Origin of the sequence: Salinicola corii, from assembly GCF_008298015.1 — a bacterium.
Lineage (GTDB): Bacteria > Pseudomonadota > Gammaproteobacteria > Pseudomonadales > Halomonadaceae > Salinicola > Salinicola corii.
Map to the genome: position 1 here is coordinate 31300 of NZ_VTPX01000012.1, position 17828 is coordinate 49127.

The following is a 17828-nucleotide window of genomic DNA, read 5'->3' on the forward strand; positions in this document are numbered from 1 at the left end:
GCGGGACGTTTTCCGTACAGGGCATCGCGCCAGTCGCCGAATCGGCGGTTGGCGCTTTGCGTTCGGCCTTTGACACCGTTCGCCCGAAGCTCGAAGCTGCTATCGACAGCGCCCCGCAGCCGGCGCTTGTCGAAGCCCCATGCCGCCGACCCGAGGAGACTCCATGTCCCAGTACCTGATCGCCAGCGATCTCGACAACACGCTGTTGAATGCCGAGCATCGCATCGATGCCCTGACCCGCGACACCCTGCAGGCGCTGTCGGCTCGGGGCCACGTGATTGCACTGGCCTCCGGACGTCACTACCAGGATATCGCAGCGATCCGGCGCCAACTGGACATTCCCGCGTGGATCATCAGCAGCAACGGTGCCCATGTGCACGACGCCGGCGATCGTGTCGTCAGCGACACGCTGGTGCCCACCGAGCTGGTCAGGGCGCTGGTGGATCTGCCGCGACCATCATCGGTCAGGCTCAATCTCTACACTCGCGACCGCTGGTTGATCGATGCCGAAGCGCCCGAGCTGCTACCGCTGCATGCGATGACCGGCTTCACCTACCAGGTCGACGAGATGGCCGATCTGGACAGCGAACACGTCGGCAAGGTGCTCTACATCGGCGAGCCGGCGCTGCTGAAGCCGCTGGAGCGCACCCTGCGGGAGCGCCACGGCGAGGCGCTGCACATCACCTATTCGGCGGCCAACTCTCTCGAGATCATGCAGCGGGGTGTGAACAAGGCGACGGCCCTGAGCCGGGCGCTCAGGGCGCTCGATCTCCCTACCGAGAGAACGCTGGCGTTCGGTGACAACTTCAACGACGTCGAGATGCTGACACTGGCGGGTCACGCCTACGTGGTCTCCAACGCTCATCCCGACGTCATCGGACAACTGCCACGGGCGAAGACCATCGGCGCCCACCACGAGTCTGCGGTGGCGCATGCCCTGCGGGAGTTCTTCGCGCTCGAGTGAGGGCGCGACGGCGGGCTTCAGCGCGGCTCCGCGCGATCGTCCAGCCTGCGCAGCTGCTGCCAGACCTCGCGGCGGAGGTCGGCCAGCCGTGGCTGTTCGTCCCCCTCGAACGCGATCGGTCGAATCGTGCGCATGGCACGCAGCCCCAGGCGCGCGGTCAGCAGTCCGGCACCGAGGCCCTGCCCGGCGCGGGTGGACAGCTTGGCCGCCAGGTTCATCGACAGCAGGTCCATGCCGGCGTCGCTGACCATCTCGCTGGCACCGGCGAAAGCCATGTTGCGCAGGACTTCCCGGAACAGTCGCAGGCGGCTGGCATAGCCGAGCTGCAGGCCGTAGAGCGCGGCGATGCGGTCGAGCATGGCGATGTTGCGCCAGGCCATCAGGGACATGTCGACCAGCGTCAACGGGCTGACCGCGACCATCACGGCGGTCTCCCCGGACATCCGGGTCACCAGCCGTCGTGCCGCCCGGTCGCGCGGATGCAGGAGATAGTGGGCGATCAGCTGGCGGGTCTCCTGGGCGGTGTGATGCGACTGATGAGCGTCGAGAAAGGATTGCCACTGGGGGTGGTCCCTGGGCAGGCCCATCTGCTCGCGCAGCTCTCCGGCCAGGGTCAGCGGGTCCGTGTGGGTGGCCGGGGCGTCGTCGACCCACTCCTCGTCCAGTTGCCGGCGCAGGCGAGCGTGCCGGCGCAGCTTGCGCAGCCGCCAGAGTTCGCCGAACAGCGCCCGGGCGCCCAGGCCAACGGCAGTCAGGCCAATCAGACTCCAGGCGCCGGCGAGCCAGTCGCCGCCGAGCGTCGAGAGGTAGAGCGTCTGGGCGGCCTCCAGGGTGCCGAGGCCCAGCGCGCCGCCGAGGACGATCATCAAGCCCCAGCGCCGTTTGCGCGGTGGCGCGATCGCGGCATCGATGGCGGGGGAGTCGGGGATCTCGTCCTGGTGGTAGGGGTCGCTCGCCTGGGTGGGCAGATAGTGCCGCGCGCCCTGAAGCGTGGTGGGCTCCCCGGGGGCGGGGGCATCGTCGAGGCTGAAGCGCTGTCCGGGCCGAGGATCGCTCATCGCAGTTTGTCTCCCATCAGCCACTCCAGGGCGGCATCCATGCGGATGTGAGGTAGCGCCTGGGACCGGCAGGGCGCCGGTCGAAAGGCGGTGAAGTCGAACCCCTGGCGTTGCCAGAACGCGTTCTCGGGGAGTCTGTCGGGGACGTCGCCGGGGTAGATCAGCACAGGCTCTCCGTCGAGACCGTGGCCGCGAAGTGCCGGCTGTCGCTTGCCGTCGCTCTCTATTTCCCGGGTCTCGGTGGCGCGTATCGAGGCCAGGGAGAACGCCCGCACCGGCACGTCCGCGTAGCGCAGGTCCTTGATCGGTTCGGCCAGCAGCGATTCGAGCAGCGCCACCAGGTTGGCATGCTGGTCCGGAGTGACGTGATCCGCCTTGGTGGCGGCGATCGCCAGGCGGTCGATGCGCGGCGAGAACAGCCGGTTCATCAGGCTGCGCTTGCCGTAGTCGAAGCTCCGCATCAGGGTCGCCAGCGCGTCGGAGAGATCCTCGAAGCGCTCCGGACCGGCGTTGAGCGCGCCAAGCACGTCGACCAGCACGATCTGGCGGTCGAAGCGGCGGAAATGCTCGCGGTAGAAGGGTTTGACCACATGCTGCTGATAGAAGCGAAAGCGCTTTTTCAGCGTCTGGTAAAGGCTGTCGGCGGGTAGCGTCTCGAGTGTCTGGCGATCAGACTCCCCGACGCCCGGTAGCGGAAAGAACTGCAGCACCGGGGCTCCCTGCAGGTCGCCTGGGAGCAGGAAGCGGCCCGGCTGCAGGTGGGAGAAGCCGGCTTCCCGCGCGCTGCGCAGCGAGGCCGCGTAGTGCTCGGCGAGTTCGGCCAGGCGGGATTCGTCCACTTCCTCGTCGGGGCGATGCCGGTCGAGCGCCGCGCGCCAGGCTTCGGCATGCTGCCGGCGCTCCGGCCCCGTTCGTCGGAGCTGGCTTTCACTCCAGCTGAGAAAATCGTGCTCGAGCAGCGGCAGATCCAGCAGCCACTCGCCAGGGTAGTCGATCAGGTCCAGCGTCAGCGTCGCCGTGTCGCCCAGCAGGCCTCTTGCGCGCCGGGTCTTGTAGCGCAACTGCAGGCGCAGTTCGCTGATGCCGCGCGTTGGCTCGGGCCAGCGTGGCGGCGTCGATTCGAGCGCGGCGATCGCTTCGTCGTAGGGAAAGCGAGGTATCCCGAGATCCGGCTGCGAGATCCGCTGCGCGCCGAGCAGGCGCTCCTCGCGGGCGGACTTGAGCAAGTCGAGACGTGCATCGATCCCGGCATGGCGCAACTGGTTGACCAGCGACGTCAAAAACGCCGTCTTGCCGGCGCGGGAGAGCCCGGTGACCGCCAGTCGTAGTTGGCGGTCCCGGCCGCGATCGAGCAGATTCCGAAGTTCGTGAGTCAGGTGTCGGGCCATCGCCTCTATTTCCGAAGAAACCAGTCCGCATGGTAAACGATAACGGCGGCCGTCAGGGAACCCCGGGCAGGGAGGGCGGCCGCTGACGAGAGCCGAAAACGACGACGCCTCGCACCAGAGGCGAGGCGTCGTCGGGTTGTGGTTCGACCCCGGTCGCGTCAACCAGCGAAGGCGAAGTAGATCGCGAAGACCAGAATCAGCAGCACGATCGCTATCGGTACCGCCCCCTTCCAGGGCGTGAGATCGACCGCCTTGACGTCCTCGTGCACCCAGGCCTCGCGGCGCGGCGCGATCTTGCCGATCAGTAGCATGCCGAGCACCAGCACCACAAAGACGCCGGCCACGAAGTGATACTGGTTGGTGATCTCCAGGATGCCATTGAACGGCGGTACGAAGTAGCCGGCCGCAATCAGCACGATGCCGCCGACCAGCCCGAAGATGGCAGCGGACTCCGGCACCCGCTTGGTCAGCAGGCCCACGATCACCACCGCCAGGATTGGGATGAAGTAGATCGCATTCATCGTTTGCAGGTAGTCGAAAAGACTGTCCTGGCCGGCCAGCAGCGGGGCGATCACCATGGCCGCGACGGCCATGACCCAACCGAAGATCTTGCCGGCGTTGACCACTTGCTGCTCGCTCGCTTCCTTCTTGAATATCCCTTTGTAGATACCCAGGCTGAACAGTGTCGTGGTGCTGTTCAGGGCCGAATTGAACGACGACAGGATCGCACCGACCATGACGGCGGCAAAGAAGCCGGTCAGCCAGGGCGGCAGCAGATGGAAGACCAGGTAGCCATAGGCCTGGTCGCCGGCGATGCCCTCATCGGCGTAGAGCTGGTAGGCGATGATGCCTGGCAGCACCAGGTAGAGCGGTCCGAGGAGCTTGAGGAAACCGGTCAGCAGGACGCCTTTCTGGCCTTCGGAAAGGCTCCTGGCGGCAAAGGTACGCTGAATGATCTGCTGGTTGGTGGACCAGTAGAACAGGTTGATCAGGAAAACGCCGGTAAACAGTGTCGGCCAGGGAACCTGCTGATCCGGGCGACCCAGGGAGTTGAGGCGTTCTGGCTGGGCCTGCTGGATGGCCTGCCAACCGGCGGCGATACCGTTGCCGTCTCCTGCGGCATTGAGACCGAGATAAACGATCAGAAAACCGCCGACCAGCAGGCCGATGGCATTGATGGTGTCGGAGACGGCGACCGTTCGCAGCCCGCCGAACAGGGCGTAGATCGCGCCGATGATGCCGACACCCCAGACCGTCAGCCACAGCAGCGTGGTGCTGGACTCGATGCCCGTCAGTACCGGCAGATCCAGCATGCCCTGAAGACCGACGGCGCCGGAGTAGAGAATGATCGGCAACAGAATGACCGCGTAGGCGACCAGGAAGATGACGTTGCAGATCAGTTGCGTCGTCGGGCCAAACCGCGCCTGCAACAGTTGTGGAACGGTGGCGATGCCGCTGCGCAGGAAGCGAGGCAGAAAGAACAGCGCCAGCAGCACCAGGGCGACAACGGCAACGACTTCCCAGGCCATGACGCTCAACCCGTCGGAGAAGGCCGCGCCATTCAACCCGACCATCTGCTCCGTCGAGAGGTTGGTCATCAGTAGCGAGCCCGCGATCAGCGGAAAGCTCAGGCTGCGACCGGCGAGAAAGTAGCCCCGCGTATTGCTGAGATCGTCACGGTGAGTGATACGCCACGTAATCAAGGCGACCAATCCCGTAAAGAAGAGGAACGAGATCAGAGTCCATGCATGCATAGAGGTGTCCTGGTTGAATGCATCCCAGTGGCGGCTCGAAAAGGGAGCTGTCGCCACGTTACCCGGGAAGTGTTGGGCACCGGGCGACAAAGCGCCATTCTCCATTTGTCTGACATAGCCTGATCAATGTGTAGGCGTTTGGCGTGTGGGTCATGGCACCGGAACGATATGTCGCCGGAGAACCCCGCATCGTGATGGCAAGGCCGGGCGTCGCGCTCAGTCGTCGATGGGGAGTTCGCTGGTCGTCAGGCTTCGATGACAGTGCGGTTCGAGAGAAACCACGTAGTGTCCCTCGAATCGGTAGAGCGTGTACCAGGCCCGCCGCACCAGGGGGGCGAGACTCCCGCACCGGGACTCGAAATCCGTCCGCAGTGCCGTGTTGCTGCTGAATTCGAAGCCCGAGGACAGACCTCTGCGGTAGAGCTCCTGGTAGCCCCACCAGTAGTCGTTGTCGAGATAGGGCTGGATCAGCTCGGCTATCATCGGGTACGCGGCGATCGCGTTGCGGGTTGCCCGGGCGTAGGGCAGCGTCCCGTCGATGAGCAATGGCGCGGCCGAAGGCTGCACGGCGAGATCGTCGATCAGCGTCATGGCAACGTGATCGGCGAGAAGCGCTTGCTGCCTTTGCGCATTGCCGTAGGCGTAGGTCAGGGTGAGGGGCGTGCCGAGCGCGACCACCAGCAGCGGCCAGCCAATCGTGGACTGGTTGAACAGCGGCCAGCGGGAGCGCCCGAGCCACTGCAGCACGCAGAAGAGCAGTCCGGCATAGACCGCGCCGAAGCCCATCATCACTCGCGGCCGCCAGATCGGGTCGGACAGCGCGGACAGAAAGCCGAGCCCGCCCAGTGGCAGGCTGATCGTGACCAGGGCCATGACGGCCAGGCCCGCCAGATTTCGATGGCGCCATGCCGCGATCCATAGCGTCATCACGGTCACGGCAGCCAGCGCCATGACGAGCCACCATGTCGGGGTGCCGAGAGTGGTTGCTGCGTAGCGCCAAAATTTCCACGTCTGATCGATCAGGTGACCGGGTAGCTGATCGAGCGGAGCCAGTTGGCTGTGCTTGATGCTGTAATCGCCGTCAATCAACCACGCGGAAACGACCTTCGAAATCACCAGTGCCATCAAGCCTATGGTCAGTGCTCCCAGATGCCGGGACCAGTCGGGGCGACCTCGCAGGGAGATACTCAAGGCGACGTGGAAGGCGAGCAGCACGAAGTAGACATTGGCAGCTGGCTGATAGAATAACAGTGACGCCAGAACGCCGGCGCCTCCGGCCAGCCAGCGGAAGCGTGCCTGCCAGTGTCGATGTTGGCGCGGATCCAGCGCCCAGGCGATACCGGCGATGGCGCAGGCGAGAGAGAGCGCCATGGGAAGCGCATCGAAATGATAGGAGAGGTTTTGTAGAAAAAATGGCTGTGCGACGAGAATCAGCATCGCAAGCCAGGCGTGACCGGTGTCGAATGCCAGCAGACGGCGTCGCCACAACAGAATGGCCGCGGCGACGGCGGCCAGTCCCAGCCATAGAGGCAGTGGAGTGAGATCGGCGAGGCGTGGATTGCCATTGAGCAGCAGGGTGACGAGACTGGACAGCGGACGACCGTTGGAAACCCAGCCCATCTCGCCATGGAAACTGCGCCAGATGTCGTCCCGGTAGAGTCGGTCGGCCTGGATCAGGGGGTAGCTGAAAATGACGAGATACGCCATCATGCCCAGCCAACGTAACCCGGTCGTCGCGGCCCCTCGATCGAAGTGCGAATCCATGGGCATGCAGCGATCTCATCCGTCGGTGAACCGGGTGCGCTATTCAGTCAGGCAGTCGTGGGTCGACAACGAGGTCTTCCCGTACCCGCAGTGTAGCGTATGCTAGACTGCGGTGGTACGAAGCAAGGAGGCTTCGCTATCTCGTCGTCCTTCATCGTGAGTTGCGTCCGCTGCCGGCATTCCTGGTGGCGCGGCTTTATCGGCTCGGCATGGCTGACCGTTTTTTATAGTATCGGTATGCACGGCCTTGAACGCCTCGAGCTCGTTGATATCGGCCAAGATAGTTATGACAGGAGTATGAGTGTGAGTGCATCGATCCGGCGGAATAACCTTGAAAAACGCAAGGCGCTTCTTCCGGTGGTAGCCCTGACGGGGTTGCTACTCAGCGGTATCGCCCAAAATGTGTTGGCTTTTGGTTTCGATGATGTCGCGAAGAAAGCCGAGGACCTTTCACAGCAGGGTTACAGTGAACCTGAACAAAACCTGCCGGAAACGCTGAGCAATCTGGATTATGGTCAGTACGAGCAGATCCAGTACAAGCGCGATCGCGATGTCTGGAGTGGAGACGGGGTGCCCTTCACCCTGAGCTTTTTCCATGAAGGAATGCATTACAACAGCGCCATACAGCTCCACAGCGTCGATGATCAGGGTGTACACGATTTCGCCTACAATCCCGATGACTTCACCTTCGGGAATCTGGATATTCCGGATAGCGTCAAGAACGATGACGATCTCGGCATCGCGGGGTTCAAGGTCAATTACGCGCTCAACCAGGCTGACCGTAAAGACGAGACGATGGTGTTTCTCGGCGCCAGCTACTTCCGTGTCGTCGGCAAGAACCAGGTCTACGGTGTCTCCGGCCGGGGGCTCGCGGTCGATACCGGGCTCCCTTCCGGCGAAGAGTTTCCTCGTTTCAAGGAGTTCTGGATCGTCAAGCCGAGCAAGACCAGTCAGTACCTGACGATCTTCGCGCTGCTCGATTCTCCCAGCCTGACCGGGGCCTATCGCTTCGTACTGCGCCCGGGGGCTGACACCGTCGTCGACGTCAAGTCGCGCATCTTCCTGCGTCGTCCGGTGGAGAAACTGGGCGTGGCACCGCTGACCAGTATGTATCTCTACGGGCCTGAGCAGCCATCATCGACGCTGAACTATCGGCCCGCCATCCACGACTCCAACGGGTTGCTGATCAGCGACTCTCAGAACGGCTGGACCTGGCGTCCCCTGGCCAATCCGGCGAAGCTGATGATCAACGAGCAGGCCACGCCGCGCCTCCGGGGCTATGGTCTGATGCAGCGGGATCACCAGTTCGACAGCTATCAGGATCTGGACAGTCGCTATGACCTGCGTCCGAGCGCCTGGATCGAGCCGCAGAACGAGTGGGGCGCCGGCAAGGTCGAGTTGATCCAGATCCCGACACCCAACGAAACCAACGACAACATCGTTTCGATGTGGCTGCCGGAAACCGCGCCGCAGCCGGGCACGCCGCTGGATTACGACTATCGTTTCACCGTGACCAAGGACGAGAGCCGCTACGTCGACCCTGCATTGGCCTGGGTCGACCAGACTCGTCGCTCTCGTGGCGAAGTGCGCAAAGACAATCTGGTCAGAGAGGCCGACGGTTCCCTGGCGTTCGTGCTGGATTTCAATGGTCCCTCGCTGTCAGGACTCGGTGACGACGCAAACGTCAGCGTGCAGGCGAGTGTCGGCGACAACGGTGAACTGGTGGATAGCCATGGCGAACGCAACTCGGCCACGGGTGGCTGGCGAGTCTTTGTCAAGGTCAAACGCAGTGACAACAGCAAGCCGCTGGACATCCGTGCCTACCTGAATCAAGGCGAGAAGCGGGTTTCCGAAACCTGGTATTACCGGTTGCCCGCCAATGGCTGAAGCGACGCCCTCCAAGAAGATGGTGTCAGCCGAGCATTACCTGGAGCGGTTGGCGCTTGAAGCCCAGGATCGGGACGAGCGGCGCAAGCTGCTCGCCAGCGACCTGGATACCCACGACATGGCGTCGCTGCACGCCGCGTTGGGCGGTGGCGAGGTCGACGAAGACGATCCGGCTGCCAGCTCGGTAGGCCGCCGTCTGGCCTTGGCCTATGCCGAGCCGCCGCTGGCGCCGCCGGAGATCCTGAGTACCGATGAGCGCGGCATCATCCGTCTGAAGACGGCGCCGCCGCTGAAGCGGACACCGCTGGCTCCCGAAGGGTGGTCGACCAATCCTTTCGTGCGATTCGGGCAGCGTTTCAAGAGCTGGGCAGGCCGGGGATTTCGGCGCAAGCATCGGGAGAGTAAACCAGCGCCGCGCTGGCAGATGATAGCGAGCGCGCGCCGCTGGGTGCTGCTGGTACTGATTTTTGGCCAGAGCTTCATCGCTGCCAACCAGATGCGGACGGTTTTGCCAGGGCAGGGCCAACAGTGGCTCGAGATTACCATCCTGGCGTTGTTCGTGCTCCTGTTCGCCTGGGTATCCGCGGGTTTCTGGACTGCGCTGATGGGCTTCTTCCAGCTGCTTCGTGGTCGCGACCGCTATGCTATTGACTCCGAAATTGGTGATGAGCCGATCCCTGAGGATGCGCGTACCGCGCTGCTGGTTCCCATCTGTAACGAGGACGTTCCGCGGGTCTTCGCCGGTGTCCGAGCGACCATCGAGTCGTTGCGCCAAAGCGGTAATGGTCAGCACTTCGACGTGTTCATCCTGAGCGATACGTTCGATCCCGATATCGCGATCCAGGAAACTCATGCGTGGTTGGCGTTGTGTCGTGATCTGGAGGCGTTCGGCCAAGTCTTTTACCGTCGACGCCAGCGCCGCGTGAAACGCAAGAGCGGCAACCTCGACGATTTTTGTCGCCGCTGGGGAGCGCTCTACCGCTACATGCTGGTACTGGACGCTGATAGCGTGATGAGTGGTGCCTGTCTGACTCGCCTGGTTCAGATGATGGAAGCGCATCCGGATGCCGGCATCGTGCAGACCGCGCCCCGGGCTTCCGGCCGATTGAACCTCTACGCTCGCATGCAGCAGTTCGCGACCCGTGTCTACGGACCTCTGTTTACCGCTGGGCTGCACTTCTGGCAGCTCGGTGAATCGCACTACTGGGGGCACAACGCCATCATCCGCATGGCGCCATTCATGCGCCATTGCATGTTGGCACCGTTGCCTGGTAAGGGCTCGATGTCCGGGGAAATCCTTTCTCATGACTTCGTCGAAGCAGCACTGATGCGACGTGCCGGCTGGGGTGTTTGGATCGCCTACGAGCTGGATGGCAGTTACGAGGAGATGCCGCCGAATTTGCTCGACGAGCTCAATCGGGATCGGCGCTGGTGTCATGGCAATCTGATGAATTTCAGGCTGTTTCTCTCCAAAGGTATTCATCCCGTCCATCGCGCCGTGTTCCTGACGGGGCTGATGTCCTACATCTCCGCACCGCTCTGGTGTCTGTTCCTGGTACTGTCGACGGCCTTGCTCGCCGTTCACACGCTGAGTACGCCCAATTATTTCCCCGAACCGGGAATGATGTTTCCGGTGTGGCCTCAGTGGAATCCGACGCTGGCCGTTGGACTGTTCGGTGCTACCGCGACGCTGCTGTTCCTGCCCAAGGTGTTGAGCGTAATCCTGGTGTGGGTTCAGGGAAGCCGCCAGTTCGGCGGGCCCCTAAAGGTATTGGCGAGCATGGTTCTGGAGTCGCTGTTCTCGATGGCGTTGGCTCCTGTGCGCATGCTGTTCCACACGCGTTTCGTGCTGACCTCGATCATGGGATGGGCGATCCAGTGGCGATCGCCGTCACGCGAAAACAGCGACACTACTTGGGGCGATGCGATTCGCAATCACTGGAGCCAGACCGTCATTGGCGCCGTCTGGGCGGTGGGTGTCTACTTCATGGAGCCAACGTTTCTGTGGTGGCTGTCGCCCATCGTGGGGGCGATGATGATCTCGATACCGGTATCCGCGCTGTCCAGCCGTGTGTCTCTCGGCAGCGTCTGTTTCCGCGCGCGACTGTTTCGGATTCCCGAGGAGACCCATCCGCCACGCGTGCTGCGCAGGATGGTGCGTCATCTGGGCAGGATGAACGCGGCCGCCCCGACGCCGAATTTCATCCAAATAGTGGTGGACCCGGTGTCGAATGCACTGGCGACCGCGCTCGGCACCTCGCGGCATGCCCATGCCGAGCCGCTGAAGCGACGACGCCACGAGCGTGTGAGTCAGGCGCTCAAGCAGGGGCCGGCCTCGATGAACAACCTCGAGCGCCTGGCGTTCCTGGATGATCCGGTGATGCTGTCCCAATTGCACTGGAGAGTCTGGGGTGATGCCGATGCTCATCAGGGCTGGCACGAGCACGGCTTGCCCTCGAGAGCTTCTTTGCGGGTGCCGGCGTTCGGTTGATATGGCAGGTGCCTTGCGTCGGTGCCGCCATGCGGGACGAAAGTCGCCTCGTTTGCTTGATAAGCATCGAAGATTCGTCGATTGATGACTACGCTTGAATAAAGCGGTATCGAACTGCTTGTCGGTTATTCATCCGAAGGGAATCAAGGAGTAAGACTATGGGCTTTATCTTGTGGCTGATCATTGGCGGCATCGCCGGCTGGATTGCCGGGAAAGTCATGCGCGGCGGCGGTTTCGGGATCCTGGGCAATATCGTTGTCGGCATCGTCGGCGCCGTGATCGGTGGCTTCCTGTTCAGCCTGCTGGGGCTATCGTCGAACGGGCTGATTGGATCACTGGTTGTTGCGACCATTGGTGCGATCATCCTGTTGTGGATCGTTGCCAAGGTCAAGAAGGCCTAGCATGATCCAATCAATGGCATTGATCGGCCTCGCTGATCGACTGCCATGACGGGCGGCCGCGCTTCTGCGCGGCCGTCTCGTTGGAAGGATCGGTGCGACGCCACCGCGATGAGCCGATGACGTGTTTACCGGATGGAATCAGGTACACTAGCGCCTTTTGACGGCCAGAGATCTGCAACGGATGCTTGATTCATCGACCGCCACGCGCAAAGAACGCTTCATCGGGCTCGAATGGCTGCGTTTCCTGCTCGGCCTCTATATCGTCATTTTCCACACGCTCCATAATTATCCTTCCATACGCGAATGGTCGCACTACGTGACCGATATCGGGTTCTTCTCGACCAGTGCCTTCTTCGTGCTATCCGGCTTTCTGCTGACGCATGTCTATCTCGACTCGTCCTGCCAGATGCGCGAGCCACCCAAAAGCTTCTGGCTGAAACGCTTTTCGAATCTCTACCCTATTCATATCGGATCGTTGATCCTCGCCATGTCGGTGTCGGCGCTGGTCGGCTATCTGGCAATCGCGCCAGGGGATAGCGACATCTCGCTGAGATTCGTAGTCTACGACGTCAATAACGATATCGGTCAGCTCGACTGGAAAAGCCTCAATCACACCATGGGGTCGCTGGAAACCGGCATCAATCTGCTGCTCAACTTGACACTGCTGCATGCCTGGAACCCGCTGTATCTGACCTTCAATCCGCCGTCCTGGTCGATTTCGGCGCTGTTCTTCTTCTATCTGACATTCCCATGGTTGGCGCCTCGGTTGCGTCGGGTGCTGCACCCCCGTCGCGCCATACTGTTGGTCAATGTGATCTATCTGATTCCGCCGCTGTATGTGATCCTGACGACTGACTACGGCGTGCCGGAAACTGGCATTCTGCATCGCAATCCGTTGATTCGCCTTCCCGAATTCGCCGCCGGAATTTTGCTCTGCGCCTTCTATGCGCAGCGTAAGGCGCAAGGTCGGTTGATGTCTTCTGGCCAGTGTTGCCTGACGCTGCTGGCCGTTGCGGCGAGTGTCGTGGCCGCGGTCTATCTGTTGGGGTTGGGGCACGCGTGGTATTACGCCCTGCACAATGGCTTGTTGCTGCCGGCCCAGTTGGCACTGATCTACGTGGCGGCGCACTGGGGGGAACCGCGTAGCCCTCGACTGATGCGTTGGGCGTCCAGGCTGGGAGGCGCATCGCTGCCGATGTTCGCGCTGCATGTGCCTCTCTATGCGGTTTTTTCGCGCGTCGAGCGCGTGCTTTCCGGCGATCCTGGCTTGTGTCTGACGGATTTCAGGGGGTGCCTGACGGCGGCGGGAGAGTTGCACCTGTGGCTCTACCCGTTTTTCCTGATTCTGACCGTGCTGTTCTGTGTGCTCTTCCAGGAGCAGTTCGTGGTGCGGGTCAGAAAATTCCTGCTACGTCATCTGCTGGGCAAGCCCCCGCTCGCTCGTACCGAGAAGATGAGCTGACATTCGGTGCTCGATCGCGCGTTGGCCATCGGCGCGCGACGACCTTTCCGTTATACTATGCCGCCGCAAGCGCACTGCCTCGAGCCACTCCGCAGTCAGCGCAAGCCGTCTCTCGTAGCACGAGGTTTCTCTTGAGCGAACTTCTCGTCCCGTGGTGGGCCCAGCAACTGACGCTGTGTGGCTGGCCCCTTGTCAGCGATCCCCGACTGGCGCTTGGTGCCGAGCAGGCGCGTGTTCGCCTGCAGTCGCTAGGGGTCGAAGGGCGCGACGAATTTGCCTGGCGCTTGTGGGAGAGCGGCGCCGATACACAGTCGCCATCGTTCACCTGGTTGGCGGCACTGGAGTTGCTCGCGCTGGGGAGTGCGGCAAATTGGGTTCGACCTTCCTGTGCCGATGCCTGGCTTGTCATGTTGGCCCGGAGCATCGTCGCGCAGGCCCCTACGCTCAAGACTTGGCTGCAATCGCTCGCTTCCCTGAACGATCCGGCTCTGGATGCCGCCGGGCGCGAGCTTCTGGCTCGGGAGCGCCAGCAGCGGGGCGTTTCTTGGCTTGCGCTTCGTCATCGTCTCAAATCCGCCTACCCATCTGCGCCACGGGATTCAACCGGACTCTACTCTCTCCAGTCCCGGTTGGTCGATCTCTGGCCGGACGACCTGTGGCGGGCCAGGGCGGCCATTGCGCCGGTGCTTGCCTGGCCGGTCGATATCTCTCTCGACGAGCAGCGACAATACCGGACATTATTGCGCGAACAGGACGACGTGGGTGGACGTGAAGAGCTCATATCGTTGCTGTTCTGGCTCGCGGGACAGGGGCATCGATATGGGTGGGAACTGGATGCCGCCCGGATGGCACGTCAGCGCCCCGAGGCGCAGCTCGAGTGGCTCTCGGGGTTAAACGATCAGCACGATTACGGTCGGGTGCTGCTGGGTTTTGTAGCCGATGCGGAACCGCTGGACTGGGCCGCTTGGGACTGGTTCCGGCTTGTCGATCAGGCGTACCTTGGCCATTGTGCCGGGTGGCTCACGACGGAGGAGGCGGAGAGGTTCGCGGGTCATGGCATCGATCTCCTGCAACAGCGCTACGCGGACTGGGAGGCAGCGGCTCGGGCGTATCAACGGGGGCGCAGCCTGTTCGAGGGGCGGGATCTGCGGGCGGTCTTCGACAAGGAGTGGAGTGGCCTGCTCTCCGCCGATACGAGTCCATGGGCGTTACCCCTCGCCGACATGCTTGAAGAGACGCAGCGCGAGTCGGCACGTGAGTTCGCTCGACAGCATCGGGGAGACCCCGGCAGTTGGGTGTTGAGCGTCGCCTCGATCCGCGACCCGGATTTGATCCACCGTCGGTCCCTGAGCGAACCGCTGGGACCGGAAAGGGTCCAGGAGGCGGAGCGCTACCTCGAAGATGTTCTGGGCCTGCGCCGGGAAGAGGGGGCTGCGGGACTGGCTAGGTTCTGGATACCGGCTCAGGCGCATCATCTCAACCAACTAGCCGCCGACTCCCGCCATGCCGCCGGCCGCCGGTCATCGCCGGGAGCATCGCGGCGATTGCCCGTTTGCGCGGATCACGCGGCAACGATCACGATGGCGGAAAAGTACGCGTTCTATCTGGTGATGGCGTCGGACAGTGGCCGCTATTCTCCCATCGAAATCGAGACGCTGGCGCAGTCGCTGTGCGATGTACTGAGTCGCTTCTATCGCGACGCCGAAAGGATGCTGTCGGCATGGCAAGTCTGGGAAACCGTCCTGAGCGAGGATGAAACGCCGGATGAAGTCTCTTTGGCGGATGACATCGCTTGGCACCGGTGCGATCCCGGCTCCCCCTTCCACTGGCTGACCCCGTCGCGGTCGCTGACGTGGCTCGAGCCGGGTATACGGCCGACTCTGGCGCGGTTCACGGCGATCTCGCTGGCAGGGCCGCTCAATGAAGCGCTATGGCAGGCGCCGCAGCCGTTGGCGCCGCAAGACAGAGAGGCGCTGGGGGAGTGGATAGAGCACCAGTATGCGCTGCAGGGGGGCTCGGGCCTGGTCGATTTTCTGGATTTTTTGACAGAGGCGGGAGACCGTCAGGACTATCAGATCAACTATGCGCCTTACACACTGAATCGCACTCGTCTGGAAGCGGAAATCGCGATTCTCGAATCGGGAGAGTGCGTGGAAGAAGACCGCGTCCATTTGATGCGGCTGAAGCACGTGCGGGACAACGCCTGTCGCTGCAACGATCAGGACATGACGGCCTGGGATATCGCGCAACTAGTGGATCTGGCGCTGGCTGGCAGACAGCTCGACTGGCTCGACGAGGACCGCCTGTCGCATTATCTAGACGCCGCCATGCGCCTGGCGGAGCGCCATTACAGCAGTTGGCGGGATTATGCCGAGGGATTATATAGCGGCTTTGGGTTCTTCATGGATGATACCCCCGAACGCGAGGCTTTTCTGCTGCGCTTCCGGGAAGCGCTCAGCGCATGGCTGGAAGCCGAGCCGCTGTTGGCCGGTGCGTGGGCAAGTCTCGATTTTCCGGGCAGTCCCATGACGCACTGGACATCTCTTCATGTCGACATCCTCCCCGGCGAACCCCACCGTTTACATTAACGCTGTTCATTAACCGAGAACACTCGCCAAAGCGTTTTCGATGACATATGATCTTCGCTGCGCTACGTCCACTGGAAAGAGGGCGTGGCTTTTTTCTGTTCGATTGATCGATGATTCGAGCCCAATACAGGCCGTTATGGCGGTGACACCTCGTCGAGATGTGTCACCACCACAGCGACTCCATTTCGCCGGGCGACTCCCCGTGAGTTGTCGATAAGAAGGCGGCGCCCGTAACGGCTCACAGGCGAACGAGGTCGCGCTGAATGCTAAGACGCACAGTCATGGGGCTGGCACTGGCGATGGTCATATCCGGTTGCTCTGCCCCTGTAAAACAACAACAGGTCAATGCTCAGTATTCACTCCCCCTGGTCAAGACTCGCACCGTTGCGGTCGATATTCCCAAGAGCGCACCGCCGGCACCTCTGGTGATCCGGGACTTTCGGCCGCAGCGCGTCTCTCCCGCGGTGATTCGAAAGGCCCTGCTGGACGAGCATAGGCGTTGGGTCGGGACACCTTACGTGCTCGGGGGAACAACGCGTCGCGGTATCGACTGTTCTGCGTTGATGCAGAACGTGTTCGGAGAGGCCTTCGCTCTCGAGCTACCGCGGACGACCGAAGAGCAGGTTCTGGAGGGCGATCGGGTCGCCGAAAACAACCTCAAGGCAGGGGACCTGGTCTTCTTCCAGCCACCTGGCCCCTATAATCATGTCGGCGTTTACGTGGGCGATGGTTACTTTCTTCACGCCTCGTCGTCCCAGGGGGTGAAGTTATCTCGTCTCGATAATGTCTATTGGAAGCGATACTACTGGCAGGCGCGGCGACCGGTCGAACGCACACAGCTGGCTCAACGGGTCATGTTGGCCAACGAAGGTTAAGGCTAAGACGCAAGCATTAGCTGCGCGATAGGGAGTTCGGTCTCGGATGCGTATTGACGCCGTTTTATCCGAGAATTTGGTTCCTCCACTCGCCGGTGAAGCATGAAAAAGGGCAGCCTCGCGGCTGCCCTTTTTTATCTGAAGACGTGCTCCAATACTCCATCTCGGCTGGGCGCGATGATCAGTGCTCGTGACCACCTTCGCCATGGACGTGGCCATGGGATACTTCTTCCTCGGTCGCTTCGCGAACCTCGGCGATCTCGACATCGAAGTTCAGCTTCTCGCCAGCCAGGGGATGGTTGCCGTCGACCGTTACGGTGTCGCCTTCCACCTTGGTTACGGTGACCATCAGCGGGCCCTCCTGGGTCTGTGCCTGAAACTGCATGCCCGGCTCGACGTCGTCGACGCCTTGGAATGCATCCCGCGGGACTTCCTGAACCAGTGCCGGCTGGACTTCACCATATCCTTCGCTCGGCGCGACGGCGACCTGAAGCTTGTCACCGCTACCGTGACCTTCGAGTTCTTTCTCGAGCCCCGGAATGATGTTGCCCGCACCGTGTAGATAGGTCAGCGGATCGCGACCTTCGGAACTGTCCAGGACCTCACCTGCATCGTTGGTCAGTGTGTAGTGGAACGCGACCACGGAGTTCTGGGCAATCTGCATCTCGAAACCTTTGCGTTTGTGCATGTCTGTCACATCCTAACGCGCCACAGCCTTCCTGTCAGGTCGCAATGACCAGGAAGTCGGCCCGACCGAGTCCCGCTTACCGCGACCGGCTTTTACGGTAGTTGCGCCACTCTATGGGTGTGGTTACCCTGACCCCACGATAAATTACCGTGAGTCTGCGGCCGAGGAGAAGTTCGTCATGACCGTTTTTGTCGTTTGGCTCGTTGCCTTCGCCGTTTTTCTTTTTTTTCTGCTCAGGGCGTGGAATGGCGCGCTCGGGGCGATGATCAAGCGTCGGTTGCCGACCCAGTTGCAAGGGGATCCCTCTCAGGATCGCTGGGTCATGTCGACGGCGCTGGCGGTACTGGGAGCGACGTTCATCATCAAGCCTGTGTCCATGCTTTTGACCTTGATTCTGCTGGCTATTGGAATTTGGGTGGGTCTGCGTGTTGGCTGCTGGGTCATGCGTAAAGCCAATTTGCATTGACGGGATCGCCGGTTGCCTTGACCGGCTCTTGTGCGGCAACGG

Annotated in this window: 13 protein-coding genes; 8 read left to right on the forward strand and 5 right to left on the reverse strand. The window is 62.0% G+C overall.

Features of this window, described 5'->3' with window-relative positions; all coding sequences use genetic code 11:
- Nucleotides 1-163: 163 nt before the first annotated feature.
- Complete coding sequence (locus F0A16_RS17500; RefSeq protein WP_149436659.1) at nucleotides 164-964, forward strand: Cof-type HAD-IIB family hydrolase; 801 nt, start codon at nucleotides 164-166, stop codon at nucleotides 962-964.
- A gap of 17 nt (nucleotides 965-981) precedes the next feature.
- On the opposite strand, the gene F0A16_RS17505 is transcribed toward F0A16_RS17500, so the two are convergent.
- The 4 genes from F0A16_RS17505 to F0A16_RS17520 form a co-directional block, all read right to left on the reverse strand.
- Entirely contained in the window at nucleotides 982-2022 is a 1041-nt protein-coding gene (locus F0A16_RS17505) for a YcjF family protein (RefSeq protein ID WP_149436660.1), read from the reverse strand.
- Nucleotides 2019-3410, reverse strand: coding sequence for a YcjX family GTP-binding protein (locus F0A16_RS17510; RefSeq protein WP_149436661.1), 1392 nt, complete (start codon nucleotides 3408-3410; stop codon nucleotides 2019-2021). The genes F0A16_RS17505 and F0A16_RS17510 overlap by 4 nt, the downstream gene beginning before the upstream one ends.
- 158 nt (nucleotides 3411-3568) lie before the next feature.
- Nucleotides 3569-5164 (reverse strand): solute:sodium symporter family transporter, encoded by a 1596-nt coding sequence (locus tag F0A16_RS17515; protein WP_149436662.1) that lies wholly within the window; start codon nucleotides 5162-5164, stop codon nucleotides 3569-3571.
- 216 nt (nucleotides 5165-5380) lie between these two features.
- The gene (locus F0A16_RS17520) at nucleotides 5381-6934 is read right to left on the reverse strand and encodes a glucosyltransferase domain-containing protein (RefSeq protein WP_149436663.1); all 1554 of its coding nucleotides are present in this window, start codon (nucleotides 6932-6934) and stop codon (nucleotides 5381-5383) included.
- Between the two features lie 297 nt (nucleotides 6935-7231).
- On the opposite strand from F0A16_RS17520, the gene F0A16_RS17525 reads away from it, so the two are divergent.
- The 6 genes from F0A16_RS17525 to F0A16_RS17550 all read left to right on the forward strand — a co-directional run bounded on the left by F0A16_RS17525 (nucleotide 7232) and on the right by F0A16_RS17550 (nucleotide 16632).
- A complete protein-coding gene (locus F0A16_RS17525; protein WP_239023875.1) occupies nucleotides 7232-8815 on the forward strand; it encodes a glucan biosynthesis protein G in 1584 nt (527 codons plus the stop codon).
- On the forward strand, nucleotides 8808-11306 hold the full coding sequence (mdoH, locus tag F0A16_RS17530) for a glucans biosynthesis glucosyltransferase MdoH (protein ID WP_149436665.1): 2499 nt from the start codon (nucleotides 8808-8810) through the stop codon (nucleotides 11304-11306). Before F0A16_RS17525 ends, mdoH begins: the two co-directional genes overlap by 8 nt.
- 158 nt (nucleotides 11307-11464) lie before the next feature.
- The gene (locus tag F0A16_RS17535) at nucleotides 11465-11707 is read left to right on the forward strand and encodes a GlsB/YeaQ/YmgE family stress response membrane protein (protein ID WP_071233199.1); all 243 of its coding nucleotides are present in this window, start codon (nucleotides 11465-11467) and stop codon (nucleotides 11705-11707) included.
- A gap of 181 nt (nucleotides 11708-11888) precedes the next feature.
- Nucleotides 11889-13169 carry an acyltransferase family protein gene (locus tag F0A16_RS17540; RefSeq protein WP_149436666.1) on the forward strand — a complete coding sequence of 427 codons (1281 nt, stop codon included), beginning with the start codon at nucleotides 11889-11891 and terminating at the stop codon, nucleotides 13167-13169.
- 131 nt (nucleotides 13170-13300) lie between these two features.
- The gene (locus F0A16_RS17545; RefSeq protein ID WP_149436667.1) at nucleotides 13301-15757 is read left to right on the forward strand and encodes a DUF1266 domain-containing protein; all 2457 of its coding nucleotides are present in this window, start codon (nucleotides 13301-13303) and stop codon (nucleotides 15755-15757) included.
- 263 nt (nucleotides 15758-16020) lie between these two features.
- Entirely contained in the window at nucleotides 16021-16632 is a 612-nt protein-coding gene (locus F0A16_RS17550) for a C40 family peptidase (RefSeq protein WP_149436669.1), read from the forward strand.
- 181 nt (nucleotides 16633-16813) lie between these two features.
- On the opposite strand, the gene slyD is transcribed toward F0A16_RS17550, so the two are convergent.
- Entirely contained in the window at nucleotides 16814-17296 is a 483-nt protein-coding gene (slyD, locus tag F0A16_RS17555; protein WP_149436762.1) for a peptidylprolyl isomerase, read from the reverse strand.
- Between the two features lie 202 nt (nucleotides 17297-17498).
- Here slyD and F0A16_RS17560 point away from each other — a divergent pair, with 202 nt between their 5' ends.
- On the forward strand, nucleotides 17499-17786 hold the full coding sequence (locus F0A16_RS17560; RefSeq protein WP_149436671.1) for a hypothetical protein: 288 nt from the start codon (nucleotides 17499-17501) through the stop codon (nucleotides 17784-17786).
- Nucleotides 17787-17828: the final 42 nt, after the last annotated feature.

Excerpts from the sequence above, each read along its gene's own strand:
- F0A16_RS17560 (WP_149436671.1), top strand. The coding sequence starts at position 17,499 with ATGACCGTTTTTGTCGTTTGGCTCGTTGCCTTCGCCGTTTTTCTTTTT.
- F0A16_RS17500 (WP_149436659.1), top strand. The coding sequence starts at position 164 with ATGTCCCAGTACCTGATCGCCAGCGATCTCGACAACACGCTGTTGAAT.
- mdoH (WP_149436665.1), top strand. The coding sequence starts at position 8,808 with ATGGCTGAAGCGACGCCCTCCAAGAAGATGGTGTCAGCCGAGCATTAC.
- slyD (WP_149436762.1), bottom strand. The coding sequence starts at position 17,296 with ATGCAGATTGCCCAGAACTCCGTGGTCGCGTTCCACTACACACTGACC.
- F0A16_RS17520 (WP_149436663.1), bottom strand. The coding sequence starts at position 6,934 with ATGCCCATGGATTCGCACTTCGATCGAGGGGCCGCGACGACCGGGTTA.
- F0A16_RS17515 (WP_149436662.1), bottom strand. The coding sequence starts at position 5,164 with ATGCATGCATGGACTCTGATCTCGTTCCTCTTCTTTACGGGATTGGTC.
- F0A16_RS17505 (WP_149436660.1), bottom strand. The coding sequence starts at position 2,022 with ATGAGCGATCCTCGGCCCGGACAGCGCTTCAGCCTCGACGATGCCCCC.
- F0A16_RS17510 (WP_149436661.1), bottom strand. The coding sequence starts at position 3,410 with ATGGCCCGACACCTGACTCACGAACTTCGGAATCTGCTCGATCGCGGC.
- F0A16_RS17535 (WP_071233199.1), top strand. The coding sequence starts at position 11,465 with ATGGGCTTTATCTTGTGGCTGATCATTGGCGGCATCGCCGGCTGGATT.
- F0A16_RS17550 (WP_149436669.1), top strand. The coding sequence starts at position 16,021 with ATGCTAAGACGCACAGTCATGGGGCTGGCACTGGCGATGGTCATATCC.
- F0A16_RS17540 (WP_149436666.1), top strand. The coding sequence starts at position 11,889 with ATGCTTGATTCATCGACCGCCACGCGCAAAGAACGCTTCATCGGGCTC.